Here is a 26,027-nt window from a genome sequence, read left to right on the forward strand (position 1 = left end):
CGGCGTTCGGCCTCGGCCAGATCGCCCGTCAGGTAGGCGAGGTTGCCGAGCTGGTGGTAGCTGCGGGCGGTGCCGGCCCGGTCCCCGAGGTCCTCGAGGATGGTCAGGGATTGCTGGTAGCGGCGTTTGGCCTCGGCATAGTCCCCCCGGTTCTGGGCGAGCATGCCGAGCTGGTGGTAGCTGAGGGCGGTGCCGGCCCGGTCCCCGAGGTCCTCTTTGATGGTCAGGGATTGCTGGTAGCGGCGTTCGGCCTCGGCCAGGTCACCCGTTAGGTAGGCGAGGTTGCCGAGCTCGTGGTAGCTGCGGGCGGCACCGGCCCGGTCCCCGAGGTCCTCTTTGATGGTCAGGGCTTGCTGGTGGCGGCGTTCGGCCTCGACATAGTCCCCCCGGTCCTGGGCGAGCATGCCGAGCTGGTGGTAGCTGAGGGCGGTGCCGGCCCGGTCCCCGAGCTCCTCGACAATGGTCAGCGATTGCTGGTAGCGGCGTTCAGCCTCGGCCAGGTCACCCGTCAGGTAAGCGAGGTTACCGAGTTGGTGGGTGAAAGCCGCAGTGTCGTAGCTGGTGGCGGGGAGCCAGGTGAGGGTTTCCTGGCAGATGCGTTTCTCCCAGTCCCAGGCTGACCAGCCGTCGAGCTGATCACGGATGTCGTAGCTGAGGCTGATGGCAGCGGGTAGGTCTCCGGCGGTGTGGTGGTGGTAGCGGGCCTCGATCCGGTCGTACAGATCCTCCACCAGGCCCTGTGGGCGGTACTGGATACGCCAGGTGTAGTAGGCGGCGGCACGCTGGTGGGCCTGCCGGGTGGGCTCGGGGTAGAGGCGGGCCAACGCCGTCGCGGTCCACCGGTGCACGCTGAACAACCCGCCATCCGGGCCCGGGCGCGGATCTGACGGGGAGTCGGCGGGCGTCGGGGTGATCAGACCGAGCCCGCCCAGGACCGCAAGCACAGCCGGGTCGACCACCGTCGCGGTCAGCGGCGGCCGCCGCATCGCAGCCAGATCCGCTTGCAGCTGGGCGAGATGCTCGGTCGTGTAGCCCTGCTCGTCGAGACCGGTCGGTCGGCCCTCGCGGGCGGCGGCGGTCAAATCCTGGCCGAGCCGGTGGAGTCGCTGGTCGCGATCAGGATCGTCAGGTATCGGATCGGATTGGGCGGTCTGCCAGGCCAGGGCAAGCTGGTCGGCCGGGTTGCGGTAGACGGCGGCACCGATCAGCAGTGCCCGGGCGGCAGGGTCGAGCAGGCCGACCAGGTCATGGAGCAGGGTGTCGTTGACGGTCACCGTGACCGCTTCGGCCAGCGCCCGGTCGAACGACGGCACCCCTTCTGGCGAGGGTTCGCTGCCGGGCTCGGCCGTCCACCCTTCGGGAGAAATGCCTTCCGCGTCGAGCAGCCGTTCCAAGCGTTCGGTGACATCCGGGAACCGGGCCTGCCCCTGGCGCAACAACGCGTCCAGGTACTCCATCGTGCGCGGATGCCCACCGACCACGGTCCAGGCCTGCTGCTGCTGGACAGCGGTCAACGCGTCGAGAGTCGGCAGTCGCCAGATCAGCTTCCGGGTCTCCGCCAACGACAACGGACCAAGATGATGCACAGTCAACCGCTTGTGCGCTTCGGCGGGAAGCGTGAATGGGTAGCGGGACGTGATGACTGTGCGGTGGACGCCTGGTGTGCGGATCCATTGCGCTAAGAGTTCGGCGAGGGTTTCGTCGACGATGCGGCCGGTACCGTCGGGTTGCGGCTCGAGGTTGGTTTCGAAGTTGTCGAGCAGCAGGGTGACCGGCCGTTCGGCGAGCAGGGCGAGTGCTGTGCTCAGCCGGTCTTGCCAGGGTTCGGACGGCGTCCGCAGGAAGGTGGCCAGTTGCCGGTCGGGATGGCTGTCGGTTTGGCCGGTGGCTAAGGCTTGTGTGAATAGGGTCCGGCCGAATGCGTCGAGGAGTTGGTCCGCGGTTGTGGCCCCGACGACTGACACGACAAGGCCGATGTCGTCGTTGAGGGCTCGGAACAGTTCGGCGGTGAGGCTGGATTTGCCGACGCCGCCGATGCCGTGCACCAGCACCCCGGCTCTGCCGGGTTTGCGCATGGCGACGGTGAGGGTGTGCAGGTCGCTGCGGCGGCCGACGAAGTCTCCGAGCGGCCGTAACGGTATGCCAGCGGCCAGGGTGGGGCTGGTCGGCTCGGTGATTTGCTCAAGTCCGGCCGTGGGGTCGTACAACGGTAAGGGGCGGCCGCGGAGAAGGACGGTGGGGGTGGCCCACTCGACCAGGTGAGCTTCGAGATGTTCGGCCGGTAGTGCTTGGCGGGCGTCCTCGACCTGCTGGCGGGCCACGGCTGTTGCAGCGATCACGGACGGCGTCGGTGAGAGGGCGAGTTCGCGGTAGAACTGGGCGCCGAACCGGGTGGCGTAGCGGTCGGTGACCGGTGCGGTCATCGCCAGGACTTGAGGTATCCCGGCGGCGATCAGCTTGCGGGCCAGGCCCGGCAACGCGCGGGTCGGGTCATCAGAGTTGCGATTGTTCTGTGCGGTGGAGCAGCCGGCCAGGACGATCAATGCCGGGGCCTTGTCGTTCGGGATGGCCTTGATCAGGTCAGGAGCGGTGACCGGGTGCGGGCTGCCATCGGGCTTCTCCAGGAGCAGACTGTCCGGCCCGGCGTGGCTGGAGATGTGCAATACGTGGAACCGCTGGACGGTCAGGGCTTCACGGATCGCATCGAGGGTGCCGGTGTTGAGGACGCGGACGTAGGCCCTGGCTTGTTTGCGGGCGGGTTCGACCGCGTCCAGGATGGTGGCGAGTTCGTGTTCGGTGTCCAGCACCGGCCCGCTGTCGCGGCCGAACGGTGCTGCCAGTACAGCGAGGACACGCAGCGGAGCGGGAATGCTGAGCGCGGGTGTGGGTCCGTCGACGGTGACGCTGCGGAAGAGTTGGATCGTGGGGTCAAGCGCGAGTGGTCTCGGACCGTCGGGCGGGATGAGGGCTTCCCACGGAAGGTCTTCGAGGTCCCCTTCGGCGTCGACCTCAAGCTGCAGGCTGACGTGCTGGCCGCGCGCGTCGCTGGTCAGTGCACTCAGAGCCTGCCCGGCCGCTCCAGGGGTGTACACCCGGCCGAGTAAGGCCCCGACCTCATGCAGAGATCGCTGCACCGGGATGTCCGTGGCCGCGCTGTCCAGCTCGTCTCGGCGGGTGACCCAGCCGCGTCGAGCCTGCCGGGCATGGTCGAGGTCGCGCAGCCTGTAGATGAGATTCCGGTCCGGTTCGGGTCGGACGGTGACCGTCGTGTCACGGTCGAGATCGATCAGTTCTACCTGACCGTTGGTGACGGTCAGCCGGGCCCGGCGCGGCCCGGCGGGCCGAAACGCAGAGCCGGGTGCCACCAGCAGGTCTCTGTCCGTTGGTGGCCGGCCGGGCGGCTGCCCGCGTATGGCACCAATCAGACGGGTCAGTGCGGTGTCGTAGGCGGGGCCGTCGGCGTGGCGGAAGTCGACCCATACCCGTGTCGCCAGCAACGGCGGTACCTCGGCGTCCTGGTAGATCACGGGGATGAGCCGGCGGCCTTGGTCGACGGCTTGGCCGAGCAGGGCGGCGTACTCCTCCCGGACCCAGGATGAGCCCATCGACTGCGGGCTGACCACGAGAATCCCGGCCGTGGACGCCAGGATCGCGTCGTCCAGGCTGTGGACGAGCACGTCGCCGGGGGTGATCTGCCATTCGTCGAGGAACACCTGTAGGCCAGCCTGGTGTAGACGGCCGGCGAGGATCCGCACCCAGTCGGCGTCAGCGTGGGCGTAGGACACGAACACGTCGAACCGAGGCGCGTCGACACTGGACCCACGGACCGGATCAGACATGAGACCAAGTGAACCCCACGCGTGCCTGGGTCACATCCGGAGCGAGTCGCCCGAACGGGTCAATCGACTCGCATGATCAGCCGACCGGTCAGGTGCGTAGCGCCTGTGCCAGCCGATCGAGGTTGGCGTCGTCGTGGCGGCGGTCGGTGAGATCGAGAGGCTTCCTGATCCGGGCGAACGGCGGCAGATCGACGTCGTCGATCAGGACGGGCACGAACCGGCGGCCGGTGGTGTGCACGCGTTCCAGGAGCGCGGCGTACTCCTGGCGGATATCGGGCTGGGTCATCGTGCTGGTGCTGAACAGCAGCACGCCGTTGGCCGTCGCGTCCAGGGCCCGTTCCTGCTCGGCCTGCTCGATGAGACCGGGTCCGACCCATTCCTTGAGAAAGACCTGCAGGCCACGGGACTGCAAGCCGTTCGCGAGCCAGGTTGCTCTGTCCTTGTCGTCCTCGGCGTACGAGACGAACACGTCGTACGAGCCGGTCGGCGGTGCAATCTTGGACAACGTGGTCTTACGGCGGCGGACCCTTCCGCGGACGGCGACATAGGCCAGCCAGGCTGCTAGGACACCGGCGATCATGCTGATGATCGCAACGATCAGATTCCAGTCCACGCCCGCACGATAGCCGGGCCCACCATGGACGCCGTCAACCTTTCCGGTGATGCCACGGTGGACGCTCTGTGCCATCGTCACGAGATCAGGGCCGATCACCGCGGCCCGGAGGTGGAGGCCCACCGGGATGAGCGACGACGTCACGACGGATCCGAACAGGTCCGGCTTCGGGTTCGATGTGTTCATCTCCTCCGCCCCGCAAGATCAGCAATGGGTGAACCAGTTGGCCAACGACCTCAAAGTCGCTGGCCTACGGGTGTTCCAGGAGTCGCAGATCATCCCGGGTGACGTGCGGGTGCACGCGATCGAAGCCGGCATCGCGCAGTCCCGGTGCGGCATTCTCGTCTTCAGCCCGCAGTCGATCGACTCGGCCGAGGTCATGCAGCAGTACGCGGCCCTGCTGGAACGGTCGGTCGAGGTCGACAGACGGTTCATTCCGGTGCTCTACCAGGACGTCGACCTGCCCGAGTTCGCTGCCACCCGCCAGCCCGTAGACTTCCGGCTCGCTGCTGGACCGGCCTATAGCGCCCGGCTCAGCGACCTCATCCGCGCCCTGAACGACCTCCCGCCCGAACCAACCGGCGCGAGCGCAGCTGACACCTACCTTGTCCCCGCACCCCGCAGCGCCCGGCTGACACTCACCACCGAGCGTGTCAGCGTGTTCGACCGTGACAGCAGGTCCGAGACCGAGGCCCGACCGGATGCGGCCACGCTGCGACGCGTCCCAGCTCGGTTGAACGATCTGCACCGGCTCCGCCACGCTCGCGGCGCGTCGATCACTCGCGGCGCTGCCGGCACACCCGCTGCGGCCATGCGGCAAACACTGCAGGACATCGGTCACCTGCTCGGAGAGGCCTTCACCCCGGCGCCGGTCGCCGACGAACTCACCCGCCTAGCCGGCGACGCCCGCCGCCGCGGATCCGCATTGCGCCTCGGTCTCGACCTGGCCGGCGACTTCGCAGACTGGCCGGTCGAAACCCTGATCCCCGCCGAACCGTGGAGCCGACTCGACCCCGGCCAGCCAAAACCGCTGGCCCTGACCTTGCCAATGCAGCTCTACCGCATCCTCGACGCTGACCAGCCCGTGCCCGCGATCACCATCCCGGCCCCGCTACGCATTCTAGTCGCGCTGGCCAGCCCCGAAGGCTCCGACGGTGGCGCCCTGCTCGACGTCGAACGAGAACTGGCCGCCATCATCGACGCCGTCGAACCCGCTCGGCACAAAGCCCGGGCCTATGTACGGGTGCTCAACACCGGCACCCGCACCGCGATCCGCGATGCCCTGAAGGAACAGCGGTTCCACGTCCTGCACCTGTGTTGCCACGCCGCGCCCGGCCACCTGATCCTCGAGACCGACCAGGGCAGGCCCGACCGGGTCAGCGCCGACGAGTTGATCGCCGCGATCCCGCACGACCGTCGCCCTGCCGCCGTCGTCCTGGCAGGCTGTTCTACCGCCCTCACCTCGCACGCCACTACCGACACGAGCGAGGCTCTTCCTGGACTCGCCCGGCAACTACTCACCGCCGGAGTCCCCCAAGTCATCGCCATGACCGCACCCGTCACCGACCGCTACGCAATCCGACTCGCCCAGCAGCTCTACCACGAACTCGCCACCGCACCCGAACCACACCTGGTCGACGCGCTCACTCACGCCCGGCACACCGTCGAGACCAGCCAACTCGCCGCGGAACAGCAAACCGGCAGCGCGGCACCGCCGACGGAATGGGCCACACCCGTCGTCCTCACCCGCGGCGAACCCCTTCCCCTCTACGACCCAGCCGACGGCGCCGAACCGATCACCGAACCACCCGCACCGATGCTCGCCGCCGACGTACCGCTGAGACCCGTCGGTGACTTCGTGGGCCGTCGCGCTGAACTAAGCACCCTCGGCGCCGTCCTGCGCGAGCCTCGATCCTGCGGAATCCTGGTGCACGGCATCGGCGGCGTCGGCAAGTCAAGCCTGGTCGCCGAACTGCTGCGGCTGCTCGACCACACCCGCGGACTGGTCGTATCGGTGGTCGGCGAGGCAGGCCCAGAACGCATTCTGGAAGCATTTGCCAGGACGCTCTTCACGGACGCGCTACGCCGACAAGCCGGCGACGATGACCCGCACCGGCGGCTCAGCGCCTACTTGCGCAACCCGTCCGAGCCCTGGCAGGAGCGGCTGATCACAGCCCTGACCGTACTCACGGGCGCACCCGTCACCCTGCTGCTCGACAACTTCGAAAACAACCTCCAGCCACAAGCCGACGGCACCGGGCTCCTCGCCGACGACACCCTGGCCGAGTTCCTTACCGCATGGATCCGCACACCCGGCCCTCACCGGCTGCTGATCACAAGTCGCTACCCGTTCCTCCTACCAGGCAACACCCAGCGGCGGCTCACCATCCACCACCTCGGTCCATTGTCGTTGGCCGAGACCCGCAAGCTGATCTGGCGACTGCCCGCCCTCGACAACCTGACCCCAGAACAGCAGCAGCGGTCCTGGACCGACGTCGGCGGACACCCTCGCACCCTCGAATACCTCGACGCCCTGCTCCGCATGGGACAGGCCCGCTTCCCCGACGTCACCGAACGCCTCGAAACCCTCCTCACCGACCAAGGCATCACCGACCCCCACCAGTGGATCAGCACACTGCACAAACCAGCGGAGTCCGACGACCTCGCACCACGCGACCGATTCGACCGGGTGCTGGCTGAGGCGGTCACGCTGACCGTCAACGACACGCTGCTGCACCAGCTCGTCGACCTGCTCGACCCCGATACCCAGACCCTGCTGATCGGCGCCGCCGTCTACCGCAGCCCCGCCGACCAACTCGCCCTGGCCTGGCAAACCGCCACACCCGACCCGACACCTGACGACCCAGGACGAGACCAGCGCCTCGCCCAGCTCAACGACGCATTGCAGGCTGCTCGACGGGCGGGCCGACCTGCGGGGCTCGATCAGCTCGGCTACACCACCGAACAGCTCACCCAGCTGCAAACCGACCTCGACACACTACGACGGCCACCGCTGACCACGACCACCGCCGATCCCGCCGCTCTCGCTGTCCTGAGCGGGCTCGGCCTGATCACCCCCACTCCCGCCTCCCAGGAAGACGACCTCGGCGAAGGCCTGTTCGTGGTACATCGGTGGACCGCGACCGCGCTGGCCCGCCTCTACCCTCAACCCACTCGGCAAGCCCACCAACACGCCGCCGCCTACCACGCCTGGCGCGTCGACCGTCGTCCGCAGGATCCGATGGCTGATCTGCACGATCGGATCGAAGCCCGCTACCACCACCACAGCGCCGGTGACCTGCCCGCCGCCATCGACCTGAGCTACCAGATCCGTGACCAGCTCGACGGATGGTCAGCCTGGGACTGGGAGAAACACATCTGCCAGGAAACCCTCACCTGGATCCCCACCGACAGCTACGACACCGCAGCCTTCACCCACCAGCTCGGCAACCTGGCCTACCTGACCAGCGACTACGCCGAGGCCGAACGCCGCTACCAACAAGCGCTCACCATCGCCGAGGAGCTCGGCGACCGGGCCGGCACCGCCAGCGGCTACCACCAACTCGGCATGCTCGCCCAAGACCGCGGCGACTACCGCGAGGCCGAACGCCGCTACCAACAAGCGCTCACCATCAAAGAGGAGCTCGGCGACCGGGCCGGCACCGCCGGCAGCTACCACCAGCTCGGTAACCTGGCCTACCTGACCAGCGACTACGCCGAGGCCGAACGCCGCTACCAACAAGCGCTCACCATCGTCGAGGAACTCGGCGACCGGGCCAGCACCGCCCGCAGCTACCACCAGCTCGGCATGCTCGCCCAAGACCGCGGCGACTATGGCGAGGCCGAACGCCGCTACCAGCAAGCCGAGAGCATCTTCGAGGAGCTCGGCGACCGGGCCGGCACCGCCAGCAGCTACCACCAACTCGGCATCCTCGCCCAGCGCCGCGGCGACTACCACGAGGCCGAACGCCGCTACCAACAAGCGCTCACCATCTTCGAGGAACTCGGCGACCGGGCCAGCACCGCCCGCAGCTACCACCAACTCGGTAACCTGGCCTACCTGACCAGCGACTACGCCGAGGCCGAACGCCGCTACCAACAAGCGCTCACCATCTTCGAGGAACTCGGCGACCGGGCTAGCACCGCCAGCAGCTACCACCAGCTCGGCATGCTCGCCCAGGCCCGGGGCGATTACAGCGAGGCCGAACGCCGCTACCAACAATCACTGACCATCAAAGAGGAACTCGGTGACCGGGCCGGCGCCGCCCGCAGCTGTCACGAGCTCGGCATCCTCGCCCAGGCCCGGGGCGATTACAGCGAGGCCGAACGCCGCTACCAACAATCACTGACCATCAAAGAGGAACTCGGTGACCGGGCCGGCACCGCCCGCAGCTACCACCAACTCGGCATGCTCGCCCAGGATCGCGGCGACTACGCCGAGGCCGAACGCCGCTACCAACAATCACTGACCATCCTCGAAGAACTCGGCGACCGGGCCGGCACCGCCAGCAGCACCAGCCAGCTCGGCATCCTGCGCACCACCACCGGACAGCCCGAACGGGCCGTACCCCTGCACTGCACTGCCCTGGCCATCCGCCTCGACCTCGAGACTCCCGAAGCCGGAATCGACCTCACCGAACTCACCCGGCTCCGCACCACACTCGGCGAAACGGTCTTCCGCCACGCAGCCGCCACCGTCCTCGACGACGAGGCAATCACTGCACTCACCCAGCTCCTCGACCAATGGAGAAGCAGAGTCACGTAGCCGCCGACATCGATGGACCAATTCGGCGAGGATTGCCGGTGCTCCGTGGATGCTCGAACTTTCACGCCTCTGCACGGATTGCAGCACTCCGGGCCGGACACGGAGGTGGTCGTCGATGCTTCGGTGTGCGTGAGAAGTCGTTGCAGTCGACTTCAGCGGGTGTCATGACGTGCATGTATGCGGCCTGCCTGCACCGGGCCTTAAAAGCTTCGCCGTGCGATGGATCCGCGCGGGACATCGGTTGCGCCCATCGCCGGAGTATTCGCACTCGGACGGATAGGACTTGACTGTAGCGCGACACCTTGACTAGCGCCTATAGTCATGAGCATGAGTCAACACCTGATGGGACCTGGTGAGATTCGGGATCGGCTGGGCGGTATCAGCCGCCAACGGGTCTACCAGATCACCTCTGACCCGACCTTTCCGATGCCCTACGACAGCCTGCTCATGGGCAAGGTCTGGCGCATCGAAGATGTCGAGAGCTGGATCCTCAACCACGCCCACCGCAGGCGCTGAAGGGTCTCAGTCGCGCTGCCAAGTCTGATGGGAAGGGTCGTACTCGGCTACCGGCTCCAGCGACGCATCTCCCACGATCACGCTGCCGTCGGTCTCGTAAATGTGTTCCGATGCCGCGTCCGGATGTGACCGCCGTACGTGTTCGATCAGGTCGTTCTCGGACGAGCCGCACAGATTGCACATCGATGCCATCAAGATCCGCCTCCCAGGCGATGCCGTAACGCATAGCTTGCCGCCTCGGTTCGGTTGCGCGCACCAATCTTGGCGAAGGCGTTGTTGATGTGCGTCTTCACCGTCGCCTCGGTCACGAACAACGCCGCCGCGATCTCCCCGTTCGTCCGCCCGAGCGCGATCTGCCCGAGCACCTCCGCCTCCCGGCGAGTGAGTCCGTCGGGAAGCGAACGCGCCGATGAAGGCGAAAAAGCCGACGCCAACCGCGCCGTCACCGCCGGGTCGAAAAGGGCGTGACCACCCACCGCCGCCCGCAGTGCCAGCAGAATGTCGGCCCGGCCGGCGTCCTTCGTCAAATAGCCGCGAGCGCCCGCCGCCAACGCCCCGGCAATCGACTCGTCGTCGGCGTAGGTGGTCAGCACCACCACCGCCACGTGCGGAAACGACTCCCGCACACGCGACGTCGCGGCTATGCCGTCGAGCACCGGCATTTTCAGGTCCATCAGCACCACGTCCGGCGCGTGCTCGGCCACCATTTCCAGCGCCCGCTCCCCGTCCCCGGCCGACCCGACGACTTCGATCCCGTCGGTCAATTCCAAAAGAGCGGTCAACCCTTCCCGTACGAGCTGCTGGTCATCAACCACAAGCACTTTCATCCCGGCACCTCCGCGGTGACCAGCCACGCGCCGTCGATGACGCCCGCCTCCAATGTGCCACCGACAAGCGCCAATCGTTCCCGCGCGCCGACCAGTCCAAAACCGCCACCCACAAGCGGAGACGAAGCCGGATTGACCACGGAGAGCCGAACCGACGACGCGCCGAATTCCAACGTGACCCCGACCGGCCCGGGCGCCCCGTGTTTGGCCGCATTGGTCAAGGCTTCCCGAGCCGTACGCAACAGCGACACCTCAGCCGCCGAAGCCAATCCGCGCGGGCGACCCTCGATGCGCAAAGTCACCGAGGCCGCGTGGTTCTCCCGGTGTCGCCCGACCAGATCGTCCAGCGCCTGCGGCAGCGGCGGCACATCCGAGCGCAGCGCCGCGACCGCCGATCGCGCCTCGACCAGGCCGTCCGCGGCGAGCCGCCGGGCCCGGCGCACCCGCTCGGCCGCCGCTTCGATGTCACCGCGGACGGTGAGCTGGGCTTCGGCCACTTCGAGCTGCACACCCAGCGCCCCCAGCGAGTGGGCGAGCACGTCGTGCAGTTCCCGGGCGATGCGGGCCCGCTCGTCCAATGCGGCCGCCCGCGCATGAGCCTCCTGCAGCAGCCGATGCTCCCGCCGATGCAGGCTGAACAGCACGACCAGGATCACCAGGGCGGGCTGGGTCAGCATCGCGGTCGGACCGTGGCCGGCCACCCGCAACGCCACCACCAGGGTCACGACCAGTGCACCGGTGAGCGACCAGATCGCCCACAGCGGCATGCGCGGCAGCAGGACGAAGGTGAACAACGCCCCGTACAGATAGAGGTGTGCTGCACCGTTGTGCTCGAGTGCCGTCACCGAGGCCGGCAAGAGCGCCGACAGACCCAGGGCAGCTCTGGCCGGTACGGGAAAACGGTTGTCCGCCAGCGTCCAGAAGACCCAGGCGGCCAGGCTCACCGCGAGCACCGGCCGGGCCACCGTGTCGATGCCCGGCCAGAACACCAGCGCCCACACCAGCAGCGCGGTGATGACGATCCGCACCAGCCAGCCCGTCTCCGGGTCGTCGGCCTTGAGCAGCCGCAACCCTCGGCGGGCGAGCCGGCGCAGCATCAGTTCTGTTCCCGCAGCACGGTCAGGATCAGGTCGAGCACGAGCAGACGGTAGGCGACGAACGCGATCCCCACCACGGCCAGCACCACCAGAATCGCCACGACGACACGTCCGGTCACTTTCCCGCCCTCCTGATCCAGCACCTTGCCCACGACGACCTCAGCGACACGTCCGGTCCGCCCGCCCCGGCGACCGGCCAGGTGGGCAGCGGTTTCGACAAGATTTCTCATGGCTCCGACGCTACGAACGGCCCGGGTGGACCCGGCACCATCGGAGGGTGGAGATCCGGGTGGAGAAGAAATGAACCTCGGCGGCGCGGGCCCCGTGGTGGCTGTGAATCAGTCAGCACCACCCTCAGGAGAGCCACCATGAAATCTCGTCTGATCGCGTTCGGCGTCGCCGCAGCGGTTACCACCGGGCTGTGGGCCAGCCCCGCGCAAGCGATCGTCGGCGGCGACAGCCCCGTCGTGGACGGCGTCGACCCGCTGCCGTCCATTGTCAAGATCTACAGCGTCCGGGGGTTCTTCGACGACGGCGAGAACTGCACCGGCACGCTGGTGTCGCAGACATGGGTGCTCACGGCGGCGCATTGCCTGGCGAAGTCCGATGACGGCGTCTCCGACGGCTACCTCGCGAAGGAGGTGAAGATCTCGTTCCGGAAGGGCCCGGGTAACTCCGCCTTCTCGGTACGTCCGGATCAGATCGTCATCATGCCCGGCTACTCCGGCACGTCCTCCGCTGAGAACGACGTCGCCCTGCTGCACTTGCGCAGTCCGATCAAGGACGTGCCGCCGATGCCGATTCTCAGTGGTTCGCTCTTTTCCTCGGTCAGCCAGGTCGAGCGGTGGGGATTCGGCACCACCTCACCCACCGGAGGCGGCGATCCGACCAGGAACGTCCGGCGCTCGGTCGAGGTCAGGAACGACGCCAGTGACAGCCTGCTGGTGACCGACAGCGTCCGGGGCGGTGGTGCACATGGCGACAGTGGCGGTGCCGTGCTCTTCCGGTTCCCGAGCGGCAGCTACGGCCTGGTCGGTGTCACGATGGGCTCCTGGAACAGGCTGGGCGGCAACGACGACGACCCGGCCGCGCCCGGCTGGCAGGGTCTCGCCAACCGGGTGGACACCGCCAGTCTGGCCTGGAGTTTCGTCACGACCCACGTCGCCGACACTCTGATCATCAGCTGAGGCACCCAACGACGAAGCGTGGCGCCCGGCCGAGGGCCGGACGCCACGCTCACAAAAGCCGGCACAAAAGCCGGCTCACAAAAGCCGGCTCACCAACCTGAGGTCAGTCGGCGATCTTGATGTCGTCGACCAGGCCGCGGTAGCCGCCCGTGTTGAGCGGCTGGTCGTAGCCGACGATCAGCGTGGTGACCTTCTTGCCGGCCAGCGCGCCGAGCGGGACCACCACTTCGTTCCACTTGCCGACGGTCAGCTTGTTGCACTGGTACGCCGGGTGGGCCCGGTTGCCCTTGGTGTCCTTCAGCTGGCTGTCCCGCAGGTTCTTGCCGTCGCTGAAGATCAGGTCGATGGCGACACAGGTGCTGTTGGCCGGCTTCACCTCGGGACGAACCGTGTTCGTCTGCGGATAGATCCAGTAGCTCAGCTTGGTCGTCGACTTCACCGTGATCCGGCTCAGAGCCATCGACTTCAGATAGGCGAACGACTTGGTGGTGCTGTTGTCGAGGCCCGCGTACATCAGCGACGTCGTGCCGGTGTGGCCGGCCTCGGACCGCACGCCCAGCTCGGGACCGGTGAGCTTGCAGCAGATACCGGCCACGTTGGTCACGCCGTTCGTGAACGCCACCGTGTTGGACCAGCTGGGCGCGACCTCACCCGTACCGAAGCTGGTCGACAGCGACAGGTCGTACTGGCCGACCCGCAGGAACGTGTCGAGGTCGGTCGGCGTACCGGCCAGGGCCTTGTTCGTCCAATAGACGAGGTTCAGGTCCTTGTTCTTGGTCGCCGTCGCCTTGATCGCCTCGGCCGCCGCCTTGTCGGCCTGGTACTTGCGCTCGAGCGCGATCTGGATGTCGCGGTCGACCGCGGTGTGGATGCCGGTGTCGATGAACGCCTTCCACACCACCGGGTCGAGGCTGCGGGTGGCGGCGATCGCGGCCGCCTGCACCTCGGTGCCGTCCTCGGTGAAGTTCCAGACCCGGATGATGAAGTCGCGGTCGGGCAGGTTGAGCAGCTCGTCCGTGACCGTCATGCCGATCCGGTTGGCGGCCAGTTTCTTGGACGCCCGGGCCCGCTCGAGCGCCTTCTCGGCCTCCGTCTTGGCCTCGTCGGCGGCAATCCGGTCGTCGATGTCGACGCGCGCCGCCGCGGCCATCCCGGTCGCGATGAACGCCGTGCGGTCGGCATCGCTGCCGTCCCGCGCCGTCCGGGCGGCCGCCTTGACCTTGGGCCACTTGGCGTCGTCGGAAACCCTTTCCCAGATCAGCCGTACGAAGTCAGCATCGCTCCCGTTCAGGAGGGCAGCGTCGGCCACCACGTCGATGCTGGCCGCAGCGGCCGTTCGGGCCAGGTCGCTCTCCCGTTTGGACGCGGCTTCCTGCCGTTCCCGCTCGACGTCACGGTCGAACGCGGCGAACACCTCGGTCGCGATGAACTCGTAGCAGAGCTGGTCGGTCTCCTCGACCGCGGCCGCGAACGCGGTCTCGGCCGCCACCCGTACCTCGACCTGGTCGGGGTTGTCCTTCACGCCGTCCCAGATCGCGATCACGAAGTCGCGGTCGGCCAGTTCGAGCAGCGACGACTCGTCGCCCCGCCCGAACTTCACCGCCACGGCGAGCTTCTGCTCGAAGGTCGCCGCCGAGGCCGCGGCGAGAGCCTGGACTGAGGGTGCGGGCACCGTCGCAGCCGAGGCCGCGGACGGCGCGAGCACGACGGTCACCGCGAGGCCCGCAGCAAGAGCAAGCTTCCTCATGACGGGCTCGGCGCCATCTTGAAGGTGGTGAACGGCGCCGAGACCGCGCCGTCGTTGACGTAGCCGACGCCGTCGTTGGCGATCCGCGCGATGCGGTTCGTCTCCAGCGCCATGGTGTACGAGTTGGTGCCGACCTGGGTCCAGAGCGCGGACAGGCCGCCCTCCTTGACCCGCACGATGCCGTCGGTGTGCACGACGCCGATCCGGGTGCCGGCCAGCGCCAGGTACGCGACCGCGTTGTGCTCGTTGACCCAGCCCGCGCTGAGGCCGCCCTCCTTCACCCACGCGATGTTGTCGGTCCGCAGCACGCCGATCCGGGTTCCCGAAAGCACCAGCTGCTTGACCGAGGTGTGCTCGGTGGCCCACCCGGTCGAGGCGACCGTGCCCTCCTTGACCAGGGCCGCCTTGTCGGTGCGGAGCACACCGATCCGGGTGCCCGACATCGCCAGCTGCGTGACGCCGCTGTAGACCTTGGTCCACAGTGCGCTCAGGCCGCCCTCCTTGACGTACGCGGCGTTGTCGGTGCGGATCACGCCGATCCGGTTACCCGAGAGCACCAGCTGCTTGACCGCGGTCTGCTCGGTGACCCATCCCGCGCTCAGGCCACCCTCCTTGACCAGAGCGACGCCGGCCGTGGTGAGCACGCCGATCCGGTTGCCGGAGAGCGCGAGCTGCTTGACGTTCGTGTACATCTTCACCCAGGTGGCGTCGATGCCACCCTCCTTGACGTACGCGGTGCCGTCGGCGGTGAGCATGCCGAGCCGCGTGGTCGTGAGGGCGAACTGGGTGACGTCCTGGCCGACCTGGTACTGACCGACGCGCAGGAAGTCGGCGACGGCGGCCGCGTCCCCGGCCAGCGCGGCCCGGGCGGCGGTGGCGAGGCCGCGCTGCGAGTTGGCGACCGCCCGGTCGACGATCGCCTGCACCAGACGCCGGTCCTCGGCCTCGGCCTTGGCCAGGCCGATGGCGATGTCCCGGTCCTTGGCGGCGTGAATCCCGGTGTCGATGAACGCCTTCCAGACCGCCGGGTCGAGGCTGCGTGCGGCCACGATCGCCGCCGCCTGCACCTCGGTGCCGTCGTCGGCGAAGTTCCAGACCACGGTCACGAAGTCACGGTCGGGCAGGCTCAGCAGCTCGTCGGTGACCGGCATGAGGATCCGGTTGGCGGCCAGCTTCTTGGCCGCCCGCGACCGCTCGGCCGCCTTTTCGGCCTCGGTCTTGGCCTCGTCGGCGGCGATCCGGTCGTCCACGTCCTGTCCCGCCGCGGCGGCCATGCCGGCGGCGATGAACGCGGTGCGGTCGGCGTCGCTGCCCTCCCGTGCCGCGCGGGCGGCCGCCTTGACCTTGGGCCACTTCACATCGTCGGAAACCCGTTCCCAGATCAGCCGTACGAAGTCCGCGTCGCTCCCGTTGAGCAATGCGGCGTCGGCGACCACGTCGATGCTGGCCGCAGCGGCCGTCCGGGCCAGGTCACGGGCCCGCTTCTCGTCGGCTTCGCGCTTCACCCGGGCCACATCCCGGTCGAACGCGGCGTACACGCCGGTGACGATGAACTGGTAGCAGGCCTGGTCGACCGAGTCTTCCTCGACCGGCTCGGCGCTGAACGCGGCCTCGGCCGCCAGCCGCACCTCGGCCTGGTCCGGGTTGTCCTTGACCAGGTTCCAGATCGCCACCACGAAGTCGCGGTCGGCCTTCTCGATCAGGGCAGAGTCGTCACCGCGGCCGAACTTCACCGCGACGGCGAGCTTCTGCTCGAAGCTGGCCTCGGCGGCGAGAGCGGCGCGAGCAGAGAAACGGGTGGGAGCGGGAGCGGCCTGCGCGGGGCCGGCGGCGGTCGCGGTGAGGGCGGCCACCGCTACACCGGCAGCCAGCAGCGGCCGCACCCAGACGGCGCGGTTCATCGATGTCATGTAGTTGTCCCCGTGGTTGGTTCGAATGCTGCACACGCCCCCGGTGCAGCCTCCGACCTGCTGCTTCAGCGCAGGCGTCAGCCACGAGAGAGGCATGGAGATCGATGTCGGCCGTGACGTTAGCGTTTCGTCACCGCTCGGCACAAGGCCGCGACGCTGTGACCAACGTCGTTGCCTCGCACCCCCGTGCCCCGGGCTTTCGTGCTTCAATGCACCGATCGATACAGGGAAATGCGTTCACGGGGGAAACTGAATATGCGTACGCGTGCAGCAGCGCTCGCGCTGGCCGCGGCGATGGTGGTCGTCGCCGCACCAGCCGCATCCTGGGCGGCCGTGTCGCCCACCGGCGCGGTCACCAGCAGCGCCGACGACTGGGATCCGGCCGCGGCCGATCGCCTGTTCGTGCAATGGTTGTCGGTCGAGGAGCCCCGCCCCGCGGTGCGCAGCGCCGCCCGCAGCGCCCTGCTGTCCAGCCTGGGCGAAAAGGCGATCACCGACTTCCTCAACACCGGGTGGGACGCGGCCATCAACCGCGCCGCCCAGACGACCGCCCGCAACATCGACTTCACCACCCGCATGGTGCGGACCCACCCGGCCCAGTACTACCCGCGGGTCAACGCCGGCGGCCAGCGGGCCCTGGCCGGCACGGACGCGATGCTGCAGGAGTACGTCAGCACCGGCTACGCGAAGGCGCTCGAACTCGACCGCAAGGACATCGACGACGACAACGACGCCGCCGAGGCCATCCGCCAGGAAGACCGTGCGTTCATCACCCTGCTGAGCACGGACGACCCGGGGGCCCAGGTCCGCGCGTGGGCCGGTCGCGCCGTCGCGCCGGGCACCACCGACGCCGACGTCGTCGAGTTCTTCCGCTACGGCTGGGTCACCGCCTACGGCCTCGACATGCAGAAGTACCGCACCAGCCTGGCCGACCAGGACCGCCGCTGGCGGGTGGCGATCCAGAAGCTGGTCGCCGACGCGCAGGCCGCCGAGAAGGCCGCCCGCGAGACGGCGGGCGAGGCGCAGGCCCAGATGCGGGCCGCCGCCGCGCGGGCGTGGGGCGAGGTCAGCGCGGGAACGGGTCCGGCCCGGGTCGCCTGGGCCGACGCCGAGCAGGTCGCGCTCCGGCAGGCCGAGACGTGGCTGACGATCTCGCAGGCGGCGGGCACCGCCACCAGCACGAACTGGGACACGATCGCCGCGACGTCGGTCGACGCCCGGGCCGACTGGCTGGCGGAGCAGGAGAACGCCCGCACGCAGGCCGCCACCTGGAGTGCACTCTTCCAGCAGGCCGTACGGGCCGAGGCCGCGATGAGCGAACCGATCGAGCCGACCCCCACCGAGCCGGCCAACCCGTAGTCCCCATAACGCATCGGGTGCCGAACGCGTTATGCGTCCGGCACCCGATCGGGGACCTGCGGGGAGTTAATCAGCAGAATTGTTTCCGGGGCGCCTCCTCATTCATCGCGGAATGCTTTGAAGAAAAATCAGCGGTGCCCGCGGTGGTGACCCGGCCGGTTCCAGCCGCCGTTCCAGCCACCGCCCCAACCCCGCTGCTCGACCTCGAGGGCGAAGACACCCCGGCGGTCGAATCCACGCCGCTGGTAGTCGCAGTCGTAGTCGTCCCACTTGCCGAACCGCTCGCCGATGCGTCCGGCCAGGTCACAGGCGCGGTAGGAGCGGTAGTAGCCGACCACCACGTCACGATCCCGGTGCCGGTCGGCCTGCTGCGTCGCGCTCGTCGAGGAGGCCGCCTGGGCCGGCCCGACACCGAAGGCCACCGCGGCCAGCACACCCATACCGGCCGTCGTCAGGAGCCGCGTCATCTTGTTCATGCTATTTCCCTTCTCCGCCAATACTTTCCGGCCGTGCTTCCGATAACCGGACTTGCATGATCAGGAAAGCACTTCGGCGGCATCCGACACGGCATTCGACACACCTAGTAACTCGGATGATCGACAACCGAAAAGCCGAGTGGCACTAATACGTTTCGGCGGCCGATAAGCGGAGAAGAGAAAGAAAACACGTGCGTATTACTGCGGCTGGGTAACCGCCGCGACCGACGTGTGATGGGCCGCGAGGAAGCCGTCGACCGCGCTCGACCAGGGAAAACGCTCGGCCTGGGCGCGTGCCTGAGCCCGGCGGGTCGCTTCCGGTCGCGACAGCAGGGTGCGGACCCCGTCCGCGTACGCCGGACCCTCGCCCGGAGCCGCTATCCCGGCCGTGCCGATCACCTCGGGCAGGGCGCTCTCGCTGCTCACCACCACCGGGGTGCCGCTGGCCAGCGTCTCGAGCGCGGACAGACCGAACGTCTCGATCGGCCCGGGTGCGATGGCGACGTCCACTGTGGCCAGCAGTGCGGCCAGCTTCGTGTGATCGGTGAGGTGCCCGAGGAAACGTACGGGAAGACCTCGGTCGGCCGCCTCGGACTGCAACGCCGTGCGCATCGGTCCATTACCGGCCACGATGAGCACCGCGGGCACGCCCGACCTGCGCAGGGCGGCCAGCGTCGCGAGCGAACGTTGCGGCTTCTTCTCCGGCGAGAGGCGCCCACAGTGCAGCAGCAGCACGTCGTCGGGCGCGGACCAGAGCGTCCGCATCCGCGGGTCGTGGTTGGCCGGCGTGAACCGTTCGAGGTCGACCCCGAGCGGCACCTGCCGCAGATTGCGGACGCCGAGCCGGGCGAACTCCTGCGCCGCCCACTGGGTCGTGCAGACGATCTGGTCGTGCTCGGCCGCCGTCCGCGCGTTGATCAGGTCGCCCGCACGCCGGCTGACCCCGGGCCCGAACAGGCGCAGCAGCCCGTCCAGGCTCTCGTGCGAGACCATCATCGACCGCACACCCCGGCGTTTCGCCCAGCGGCCCAGCCAGCGCAGCGTCGACCGGTCGGACACCTCGAGGCTGTCCGGCCGCAGCCGGGCCAGGGTCGCGCTGAGCCGGCCGCGGTCGAGCATTACCCGATAGCCGCCCATGCCGGGCACCAGGGGGCCGGGCAGCGTGATCACACGGCCCTGATCGGTCATCTCGTCGGATTCGGTGGCGCCCGGAACGACCAGCACGGGCTCGTGTCCCGCGGCCAGATATCCGGCGCCCAGGTGGCGCAGGGCCGTTCGCAGACCTCCGGACCGGGGAGTGACGAAGTTGGCCACCCGGACGATCCTCACGCAGCCACCGCCCGGCGCTCGACGTAACCGACGTTGCAGGCCTCGCCGTAGTGGCCGAGCAGTTCCTCGCCCACCGCGAACCAGCTGCGCCCCTCGATCGCCTGGCGCCCGGCGGCGCCGAAGCTCGCCCGCTTGGCCGGGTCGGCGACCAGATCCCGTACGGCCGAGGTGAAGCCTTCCGACTCGAACGGCGGCACCAGGAAGCCGGTCCGCTCGTGGGACACCAGGTCGACCGGGCCTCCCGCGTTCGGCGCGACGACCGGCAGCCCGCTGGCCATCGCCTCCTGCACGGCCTGACCGAACGTCTCGTACGGGCCGGTGTGCGCGAAGATGTCGAAGCTGGCGTAGAGCGCGGCGAGTTCCACCCCACGTCGTACGCCCAGAAAGGTCGCCGCCGGAAGCGCCTTGTGCAGCTGGGACGCGGCCGGACCGTCGCCCACGATCACCAGCCGGACGCCGGGCAGACGGCTCACATCGGCGAGCAGGTCGATCTGCTTCTCGACGGCGAGCCGGCCGACGAAACCGACCACGACCTCACCGTCCGGGGCGAGCTGACGCCGTACGTCCTCGGTCCGCCGGCTCGGGTGGAACAGCTCGTCGTCGACGCCGCGCCGCCACAGGTGAACCCGCTCGACACCGTGCGTGTCGAGGGCGGTCGCCGACTCCGACGACGGCACCAGCGTGCGTGAGGCCAGATTGTGGACCGTCTTGATCCACTTCCAGGCCGCGCCCTCGGTCATCCCGACCTTGTAGGCGCGGGCGTACGCGGCGACGTCGGTCTGATAGACCGCGACCGTCGGCAGGCGCAACGTCCGGGCGGCCAGCATGCCCCATGCACCGAGCACGAACGGGCTGGCCAGGTGCACGAGGTCGGCGCCGAAGGCACGCAGCGCACCGGTGAGGGTGGGGGTCGGCAGCCCCAGCCGGATCTGGGGATAGCCGGGCATGGGCAGGGAAGCGACACGGACCACCGGATACGGCACGTGGACCGGGGTGTCGCGCACCGCGGGGGGTGGTTGCGGTGCGATCACCATCGGTTCGTGCCCACGGCGCAGAAGGTGTTCGGCCGTGCGCACCACCGAATTGGCGACGCCGTTCACATCGGGGAGGAACGACTCCGTGACCAGAGCGACTCGCATGCAGTCACGATGGGCGTCGTCTATGTCCGGCACACCGTACGTGTCGTGGCCGGATCTCAAACGCTGTTCAAACGACTAGGAGAAGCCCGCACCGGGTAACCCCATCCCGTGCGGATCCGGACGATGTCCCTGGTGCTGGTGGTCGGCCTGCTCGGCGGGTGCGACTGGACCGGCGGGGACGGCCGCGACCACAATCCGGAGAACCGGCCCGGTTACGTGCTGGGTGAACGCCAGGGCACGCGGCATGAGATCCGCGGCGACGGCGACGTGTCCTCGTTCCTGCTGTTCGGCGGCACCGACGCGGTCCGGGTCCGGCTGGGCGACCTCGGCGGCGATTTGTACCAGCTGTCCACCCCGGACGACTCGAAGATGGTCCCGACCGCCGCCATCGAGGGGATCGACCTGGTGGCCGGCCTGCGCGACACCGGACGGGGCGGTCCGGCCGTGCTCGACGTGGTGCTCAGCGACGACGTGCGGTGGCAGATCCGGCTGGCCGGCGGCGCCCAGGACGAGTCCGTCGACCTGTCCGGCGGTCGCGGCGGCGATGTCGACTTCAGTGCCGGCACGGCGCGGGCCTCGGTGGTGCTGCCCGCCGCCGACGGCACCCAGAAGGTCACTCTCGGAGGCGGAGCGAGCCTTCTTTCCGTACGGGTGGCCGGCCAGGCTCCCATCCGGGTCGCGGCGAGGGGCGGCGCGGGCAGCGTGACGGTCGACGGCCAGACCCACACCGGTGTGGCCGGCGGATCGGTCTGGACCCCAGACGGCTGGGACACCGCGCCCGCCCGCTACGACATCGACGCCACGTCCGGCGTCGCCACGGTCACGGTCGAGCGCTTCTGACCCGTTATGTTTCCGTGACCTGATCTCGAGAACTACTCTGCCCGGGTCCGCATCGCACTGAACGAAACAGTCATGCGATGAACGAGAACGGGGACCCCTTCCATGCGTACGCCTCTCCTGGCCGTTGCCGCCGCCACCGCCGTCCTGCTGAGCGCCTGCACCGGCGGCGTCGAGCACGTGAGCGGCGCGGCGGCTCCGGCCGTCCAGCCGCCGTCCTCGGCCGCCACCCCGGCGCCGGTTGAGACGACGACGACGGCCCCCGCCGCGACCACGGCTCCCGCTCGGACAAAGACCAAGCCGCCGTCGAACAGCAACCCTCAGGTTCTCGGCTCCCTGGGCCTCGGCGCGCTGAAGCTGGGGCAGACCCGCGCGCAGGCCACGGCCACCGGGCTGATCACCGACTGGTTCGAGGTGCCGAGCGACCAGTGCCCCTACCGGGCGCACCTCAAGAACGGCCCGGCCGAGCCCGACGGCATGATCAGCCAGGTCTTCTGGAACAAGGACGGCGGTGTCTCGGCGATCGCCGTCTACGGCACCATCCACACCCCGGACGGCATCCGCATCGGCAGCCGGCGGTCCGACGTGCTGCTCGCCTACAACGAGTGGAGCAACATCAGCGACCTGAGCAGCCGCACCGGCATCGGCATCGTGGGCGGCTCGCAGGGACTCGAGGGCAACAAGGGCGCCGAATACCGCATCGACATCTCCCGCACCGAGAAGGTGCAGTCGCTCACCCTCCAGTCGAAGAAGTACGGCTGCTACGAATGATCCGCACGCCGCGCAGCACCGCGTCGGTGCGGTCGACCGCGTCCGCCTGCCTGATCTGCAGATAGACGCCGCGGCCGTCATTCGAGATCAAGACCGTTTCGCTGTACGACGTCACGCCGCCCCCGCACCCCGTCCAGCGCTGCACCCGACCGGTCAACCCGTCCACCACGACGCGCCGGTCGGGTGCCCGCGTGCAACCGTCGTGCCCGGGCGATCTGATGCCGGCCGCGGCGCCAAGTCCGGCGAAGACTCCTGGAGACGTACCGGAAGGATCGGAAAAGTCTTTGAGGTCTTCGCCCACGGCCAGCCCTGGTGCTCGTCCGGCGGGCAGGCCGACCGACGCCGGATCCCAGCCCCCGTCGGCCAACTGGTGGGCCCACGACGCCGGAACCGCCACCGAGAGCGCGCCGGTCGCGTCGGTCACCCGGCGCCAGCCCTCGGCGGTCGGCTGGGCCAGCGCCGCGCCCCCGATCGCCAGCACCGCCGCCGTCGCCACGGCCGACCCGATCACCCGCCCCGGCCAGCGTCTCGGAGCCCGGGCCGGCATCGCGGCCTCCTCCAGCGCGTCGGCCAGGGCCTCGGCCGACGGCCACCTCTTCGCGGGATCGGTCTCCAACGCCCGCTGGACCACCCGATCAAGCGCTTTCGGTACGGCGGCCCGGCTCCCCAACATCCGGGACAGGATGGCGCCGATCGCGTGCACGTCGGCTCGCACGTCCAGCCCGCCGCCCGGCCGCAGCTGCTCCGGAGCCATGTATCCGGGTGTGCCGGCCACCACGGTGAAGCCCGACGCGTGGGCGATCTCCTTGGCCAGCCCCAGATCGGCCACCAGCACCCGCCGCCGCCCGCGTACGGTGTGGAAGAGAACGTTGGACGGCTTGAGATCACGGTGCAGAACCCCGGAGTCGTGCAGGACGGCGACCGCCCGCGCGATGTCCACGGCGATCTGCACCGCTTCCCGCACCGGCAGGGGACCCGCGTCGATCCGCTCGTCCAGGGTGCCCCCGTCGGCGTACGTCATCACCAGGTAGGGGCGGCCGTCCGGGAGTTCGCCGATGTCGAGCACCCGCACCAGCCGCTCCGAGTCGGCCCGCCGCAGAATCTGGGCCTCCTGCTCGAACCGGGCCCGCACGTCGGGGTGGTGCGCCCAGTTGTCGGCCAATACCTTGATCGCGACCCACGACTCGAGCGCCTCGTCCTCGGCGAGCCACACGGTCGCGAAGGCACCGGCACCGAGCCGTCGCTCGACGAGGTATCGACCGATCTTGCTGGGCACAGACACGCCCGCCATTATGAGGCCGACAAAGATCTTTTACGGGGGCACTATGCGTTTCGAGGACGTGGAACAACTCGCACTCCGGGCCGCCCGGGGTGACTCGGCCGCGCTGGAGCAACTTCTCGGCGCCATCCGGCCCGACGTGCTGCGGCGGTGTGCCCGGTTCCTGCCGTGCTGGCAGGACGCCGAGGAGGCCACCCAGGACGTGCTCCTCCAGGTGGCCCGCAACATCAACCGGTTCGAGGGGCGGTCCAAGTTCTCGACGTGGCTGCACGTCATCATCGCGAACTGTTCCCGCCAGACGTACCGCTCACTGAAACGCCGCGCGGCCGAGCAGGCCCACGCGCTACCCCCGGTCGACGTGGCCGACCCGCGCACGACGAGCGTCATCGCCGGCTCGCGGCTCGACCTGCTGGACGCCCTGGAGCTCCTCGAGTCGGACCGCCCCGAGCTCGTCGCCCCGCTCGTGCTGCGCGACATCTGTCAGCTCGACTACGCCGAGATCGCCGGCCACCTCGACCTGCCCGAGGGCACCGTCAAGTCGCGCATCCACGCGGCCCGTACGCGGGTGCGGGCCTCACTTCTTCAGTGAGTCTTCTTTAGCGAACGCCAGTCGACGTACTTGAAGTTGGTGCTGACCCGGCCGCCGTCCGGCTTGTTCTCGCCGTCGTGCAGCACGAGCAGCCCCTTCGGATAGCCCGGCAGCGCCACACTCGTCGCCGCCGCGCCGTCCGAGTGCTGCACACCGTCGGTGCGCCCGCCGTCGACCACCTGGAAACTCTCGACCGGCCGGTTGGTGCGGCGGTCGTACACGTAGAACTTGCTGTCACCCTGACTCGAGACGATGAGGAAGCCATCACGCTTGTCGGTCGGGTAGATCGTCGCGCCTTCGACGTCGGCCCGGATGCGCCCCGCCTCGGGAGCGGGCTGCCCAAGCGTGCACTCCTCGGTCTCCGGGTCATAGGTGCCCGGCGCCCCGAACTCGGCCACCCGCTCGACCACCCTCGGCACCCCGGCGAACTGGTCGCGGTCGAGCCGGATCTTCCACAGCGCCACGTCTTCCTGAGCCGCGTAGAGCACACCCGCGTCGGCGTCGACGACCATGCCCTCGATCTGCGGTTCCTCACCCGGCTCGTTGCACGGCGTCCAGGTCGAGCCATCGGCGAGCCGGAACTGCTTAGGCAGATCGAGCGTGTCGGTGACGCGGTAGCTCACCGCACCCTTCCGCTCCTCGAGCCGGAAGATCCCCAGACGCGTGGTGTGCCGACGACTGACAACGGCATATCTCCCGTACGTAGCCAGCCCGTACCCGGTCGCCTGCGTCTCGACTTCGCCGGCGTCCTTGGAGAAGAGCAGAGGCGCGTCGGCCGCGGTGACGTCGGTGAGCTTCCCCGACGCCTCGATCCGGTAGATCCGAAGCTGGTCGAGCCCCCGATCGGTAACAACGGCATAGTCACGCCGCTGCCGCCCGAACCCGGTCACCAGGTCGACGTTGTTGAACCGCCCACCGGCCGGCGGAAGAATCGACTGAACTTCACGGCCGGCCAGGTCATAGACCCGAAGCCCACCGTTCTTGGCCGTCCCGATGACCCGGCTGCGAGCCCGGTCGGCCCGGTTGACCCAGATAGCCGGATCATCAGCGTCCGCATCCCCGCCGGCCTCATCATCAAACAGCGCCGGCGTCTCCACGGCGGCAGTGATCTCGAGGTGCCGGTCCTCTTTCTCCCCGGCGTGCGCCGGCACCGCAACGGCAGTGCTCAACGCAACAAGAGCAACGATCCCCACGGTACGGCGCATAGCCAGTGACACTCCCCGATAAACCTGGCGCACGGGTAGCCGCCGGTTGAACTCCCGACCGTAGCCCGCCCAGTCGACCCCCGCCCACCTGGCTCCGCCGACTGCCGTCCGTGATCGATGCTGACGGCCTGGCGTGGTACCGCTTCGAACGAGGACATCTGGCGATACGACAAACTCGACGCGTCACACCGGCTGCGCGCCAACGACCACACGTTCGTAGCCGCGGCTTCACTGGCCGAGCTCCTCGAAGCACAAGAACCAGGCGGGCCAGACGCGGTCATCGCCTACGACTTCAGGTATGGCGGTGTCGCCCTGGAGCACTTGTTCAGTTCGGCAGGATCGGCGTCACCTTGGAACGCGTACTGAGTGCGGCGCCGTGAAATGGTCCGGAAATGACAGTAGGCCCACCCGATCGGGGTGGGCCTACTGTTTCACGTTGAGTCCGGCGGCGTCCTACTCTCCCACACCCTCCCGAGTGCAGTACCATCGGCGCTGGAGGGCTTAGCTTCCGGGTTCGGAATGAGACCGGGCGTTTCCCCTCC

19 protein-coding genes and 1 rRNA gene are annotated in these 26,027 nt (G+C 68.8%); 7 read left to right on the forward strand and 13 right to left on the reverse strand.

The annotated features are described in order from the left end of the window. Nucleotides 1-3,839, reverse strand: a 3,839-nt coding sequence (locus tag KOI35_RS46495; protein WP_215796219.1) for a tetratricopeptide repeat protein, incomplete at its 3' end; no start/stop codon positions are given. 88 nt (nucleotides 3,840-3,927) lie between these two features. Then, nucleotides 3,928-4,452, reverse strand: a complete 525-nt coding sequence (locus KOI35_RS46500; RefSeq protein ID WP_215796220.1) for a toll/interleukin-1 receptor domain-containing protein — start codon at nucleotides 4,450-4,452, stop codon at nucleotides 3,928-3,930. Nucleotides 4,453-4,579: 127 nt separating this feature from the next. On the opposite strand from KOI35_RS46500, the gene KOI35_RS46505 reads away from it, so the two are divergent. Next, nucleotides 4,580-9,217 (forward strand): tetratricopeptide repeat protein, encoded by a 4,638-nt coding sequence (locus tag KOI35_RS46505; protein WP_215796222.1) that lies wholly within the window; start codon nucleotides 4,580-4,582, stop codon nucleotides 9,215-9,217. 327 nt (nucleotides 9,218-9,544) lie between these two features. Next, nucleotides 9,545-9,733 (forward strand): DNA-binding protein, encoded by a 189-nt coding sequence (locus KOI35_RS46510; protein WP_438870673.1) that lies wholly within the window; start codon nucleotides 9,545-9,547, stop codon nucleotides 9,731-9,733. Nucleotides 9,734-9,924: 191 nt separating this feature from the next. Here KOI35_RS46510 and KOI35_RS46515 read toward each other — a convergent pair whose 3' ends face one another. From KOI35_RS46515 to KOI35_RS46525, 3 genes are read right to left on the reverse strand one after another with little or no spacing between them, the layout of a single operon-like run. Next, nucleotides 9,925-10,560, reverse strand: a complete 636-nt coding sequence (locus tag KOI35_RS46515) for a response regulator transcription factor (RefSeq protein WP_215796225.1) — start codon at nucleotides 10,558-10,560, stop codon at nucleotides 9,925-9,927. Further along, nucleotides 10,557-11,657 carry a sensor histidine kinase gene (locus tag KOI35_RS46520; RefSeq protein ID WP_215796226.1) on the reverse strand — a complete coding sequence of 367 codons (1,101 nt, stop codon included), beginning with the start codon at nucleotides 11,655-11,657 and terminating at the stop codon, nucleotides 10,557-10,559. The genes KOI35_RS46515 and KOI35_RS46520 overlap by 4 nt, the downstream gene beginning before the upstream one ends. Continuing rightward, nucleotides 11,657-11,887, reverse strand: coding sequence for a hypothetical protein (locus KOI35_RS46525; RefSeq protein WP_215796227.1), 231 nt, complete (start codon nucleotides 11,885-11,887; stop codon nucleotides 11,657-11,659). The genes KOI35_RS46520 and KOI35_RS46525 overlap by 1 nt, the downstream gene beginning before the upstream one ends. Before the next feature lie 138 nt (nucleotides 11,888-12,025). On the opposite strand from KOI35_RS46525, the gene KOI35_RS46530 reads away from it, so the two are divergent. Beyond that, the gene (locus KOI35_RS46530; RefSeq protein WP_215796229.1) at nucleotides 12,026-12,844 is read left to right on the forward strand and encodes a S1 family peptidase; all 819 of its coding nucleotides are present in this window, start codon (nucleotides 12,026-12,028) and stop codon (nucleotides 12,842-12,844) included. Nucleotides 12,845-12,947: 103 nt separating this feature from the next. On the opposite strand, the gene KOI35_RS46535 is transcribed toward KOI35_RS46530, so the two are convergent. Together KOI35_RS46535 and KOI35_RS46540 are read right to left on the reverse strand one after the other, a co-directional pair. Beyond that, entirely contained in the window at nucleotides 12,948-14,591 is a 1,644-nt protein-coding gene (locus KOI35_RS46535) for a hypothetical protein (protein ID WP_215796230.1), read from the reverse strand. After that, a complete protein-coding gene (locus KOI35_RS46540) occupies nucleotides 14,588-16,501 on the reverse strand; it encodes a hypothetical protein (RefSeq protein WP_215796231.1) in 1,914 nt (637 codons plus the stop codon). Before KOI35_RS46540 ends, KOI35_RS46535 begins: the two co-directional genes overlap by 4 nt. 255 nt (nucleotides 16,502-16,756) lie before the next feature. Here KOI35_RS46540 and KOI35_RS46545 point away from each other — a divergent pair, with 255 nt between their 5' ends. Continuing rightward, entirely contained in the window at nucleotides 16,757-17,860 is a 1,104-nt protein-coding gene (locus KOI35_RS46545; protein ID WP_215796233.1) for a hypothetical protein, read from the forward strand. Between the two features lie 128 nt (nucleotides 17,861-17,988). Here the strand turns inward: KOI35_RS46545 and KOI35_RS46550 are convergent, their stop codons facing one another. From KOI35_RS46550 to KOI35_RS46560, 3 genes are all read right to left on the reverse strand, one after another. Next, nucleotides 17,989-18,327, reverse strand: a complete 339-nt coding sequence (locus KOI35_RS46550; protein WP_215796235.1) for a hypothetical protein — start codon at nucleotides 18,325-18,327, stop codon at nucleotides 17,989-17,991. Between the two features lie 207 nt (nucleotides 18,328-18,534). Beyond that, entirely contained in the window at nucleotides 18,535-19,665 is a 1,131-nt protein-coding gene (locus KOI35_RS46555) for a glycosyltransferase (protein WP_215796237.1), read from the reverse strand. Continuing rightward, complete coding sequence (locus KOI35_RS46560; protein ID WP_215796239.1) at nucleotides 19,662-20,804, reverse strand: glycosyltransferase family 4 protein; 1,143 nt, start codon at nucleotides 20,802-20,804, stop codon at nucleotides 19,662-19,664. Before KOI35_RS46560 ends, KOI35_RS46555 begins: the two co-directional genes overlap by 4 nt. A 108-nt stretch (nucleotides 20,805-20,912) precedes the next feature. On the opposite strand from KOI35_RS46560, the gene KOI35_RS46565 reads away from it, so the two are divergent. Together KOI35_RS46565 and KOI35_RS46570 are read left to right on the forward strand one after the other, a co-directional pair. Next, complete coding sequence (locus tag KOI35_RS46565; protein WP_215796241.1) at nucleotides 20,913-21,644, forward strand: hypothetical protein; 732 nt, start codon at nucleotides 20,913-20,915, stop codon at nucleotides 21,642-21,644. A 102-nt stretch (nucleotides 21,645-21,746) separates the two neighbouring features. Continuing rightward, nucleotides 21,747-22,412, forward strand: coding sequence for a hypothetical protein (locus tag KOI35_RS46570; protein WP_215796243.1), 666 nt, complete (start codon nucleotides 21,747-21,749; stop codon nucleotides 22,410-22,412). On the opposite strand, the gene KOI35_RS46575 is transcribed toward KOI35_RS46570, so the two are convergent. After that, entirely contained in the window at nucleotides 22,375-23,694 is a 1,320-nt protein-coding gene (locus KOI35_RS46575; protein WP_215796245.1) for a serine/threonine-protein kinase, read from the reverse strand. The genes KOI35_RS46570 and KOI35_RS46575 overlap by 38 nt on opposite strands. Nucleotides 23,695-23,737: 43 nt before the next feature. Between KOI35_RS46575 and KOI35_RS46580 the strand changes: the two genes are divergently transcribed. Continuing rightward, nucleotides 23,738-24,280, forward strand: a complete 543-nt coding sequence (locus KOI35_RS46580; protein WP_215796247.1) for an RNA polymerase sigma factor — start codon at nucleotides 23,738-23,740, stop codon at nucleotides 24,278-24,280. Here KOI35_RS46580 and KOI35_RS46585 read toward each other — a convergent pair. Both KOI35_RS46585 and rrf read right to left on the reverse strand, forming a co-directional pair. Beyond that, entirely contained in the window at nucleotides 24,274-25,449 is a 1,176-nt protein-coding gene (locus KOI35_RS46585; protein WP_246614932.1) for a phytase, read from the reverse strand. The two genes, KOI35_RS46580 and KOI35_RS46585, sit on opposite strands and share 7 nt — an antisense overlap. A 476-nt stretch (nucleotides 25,450-25,925) precedes the next feature. Further along, a 5S ribosomal RNA gene (rrf, locus tag KOI35_RS46590) occupies nucleotides 25,926-26,027 on the reverse strand; the annotation flags it as partial.

This window comes from Paractinoplanes bogorensis (assembly GCF_018829635.1).
Classification (GTDB): Bacteria; Actinomycetota; Actinomycetes; order Mycobacteriales; family Micromonosporaceae; genus Actinoplanes; species Actinoplanes bogorensis.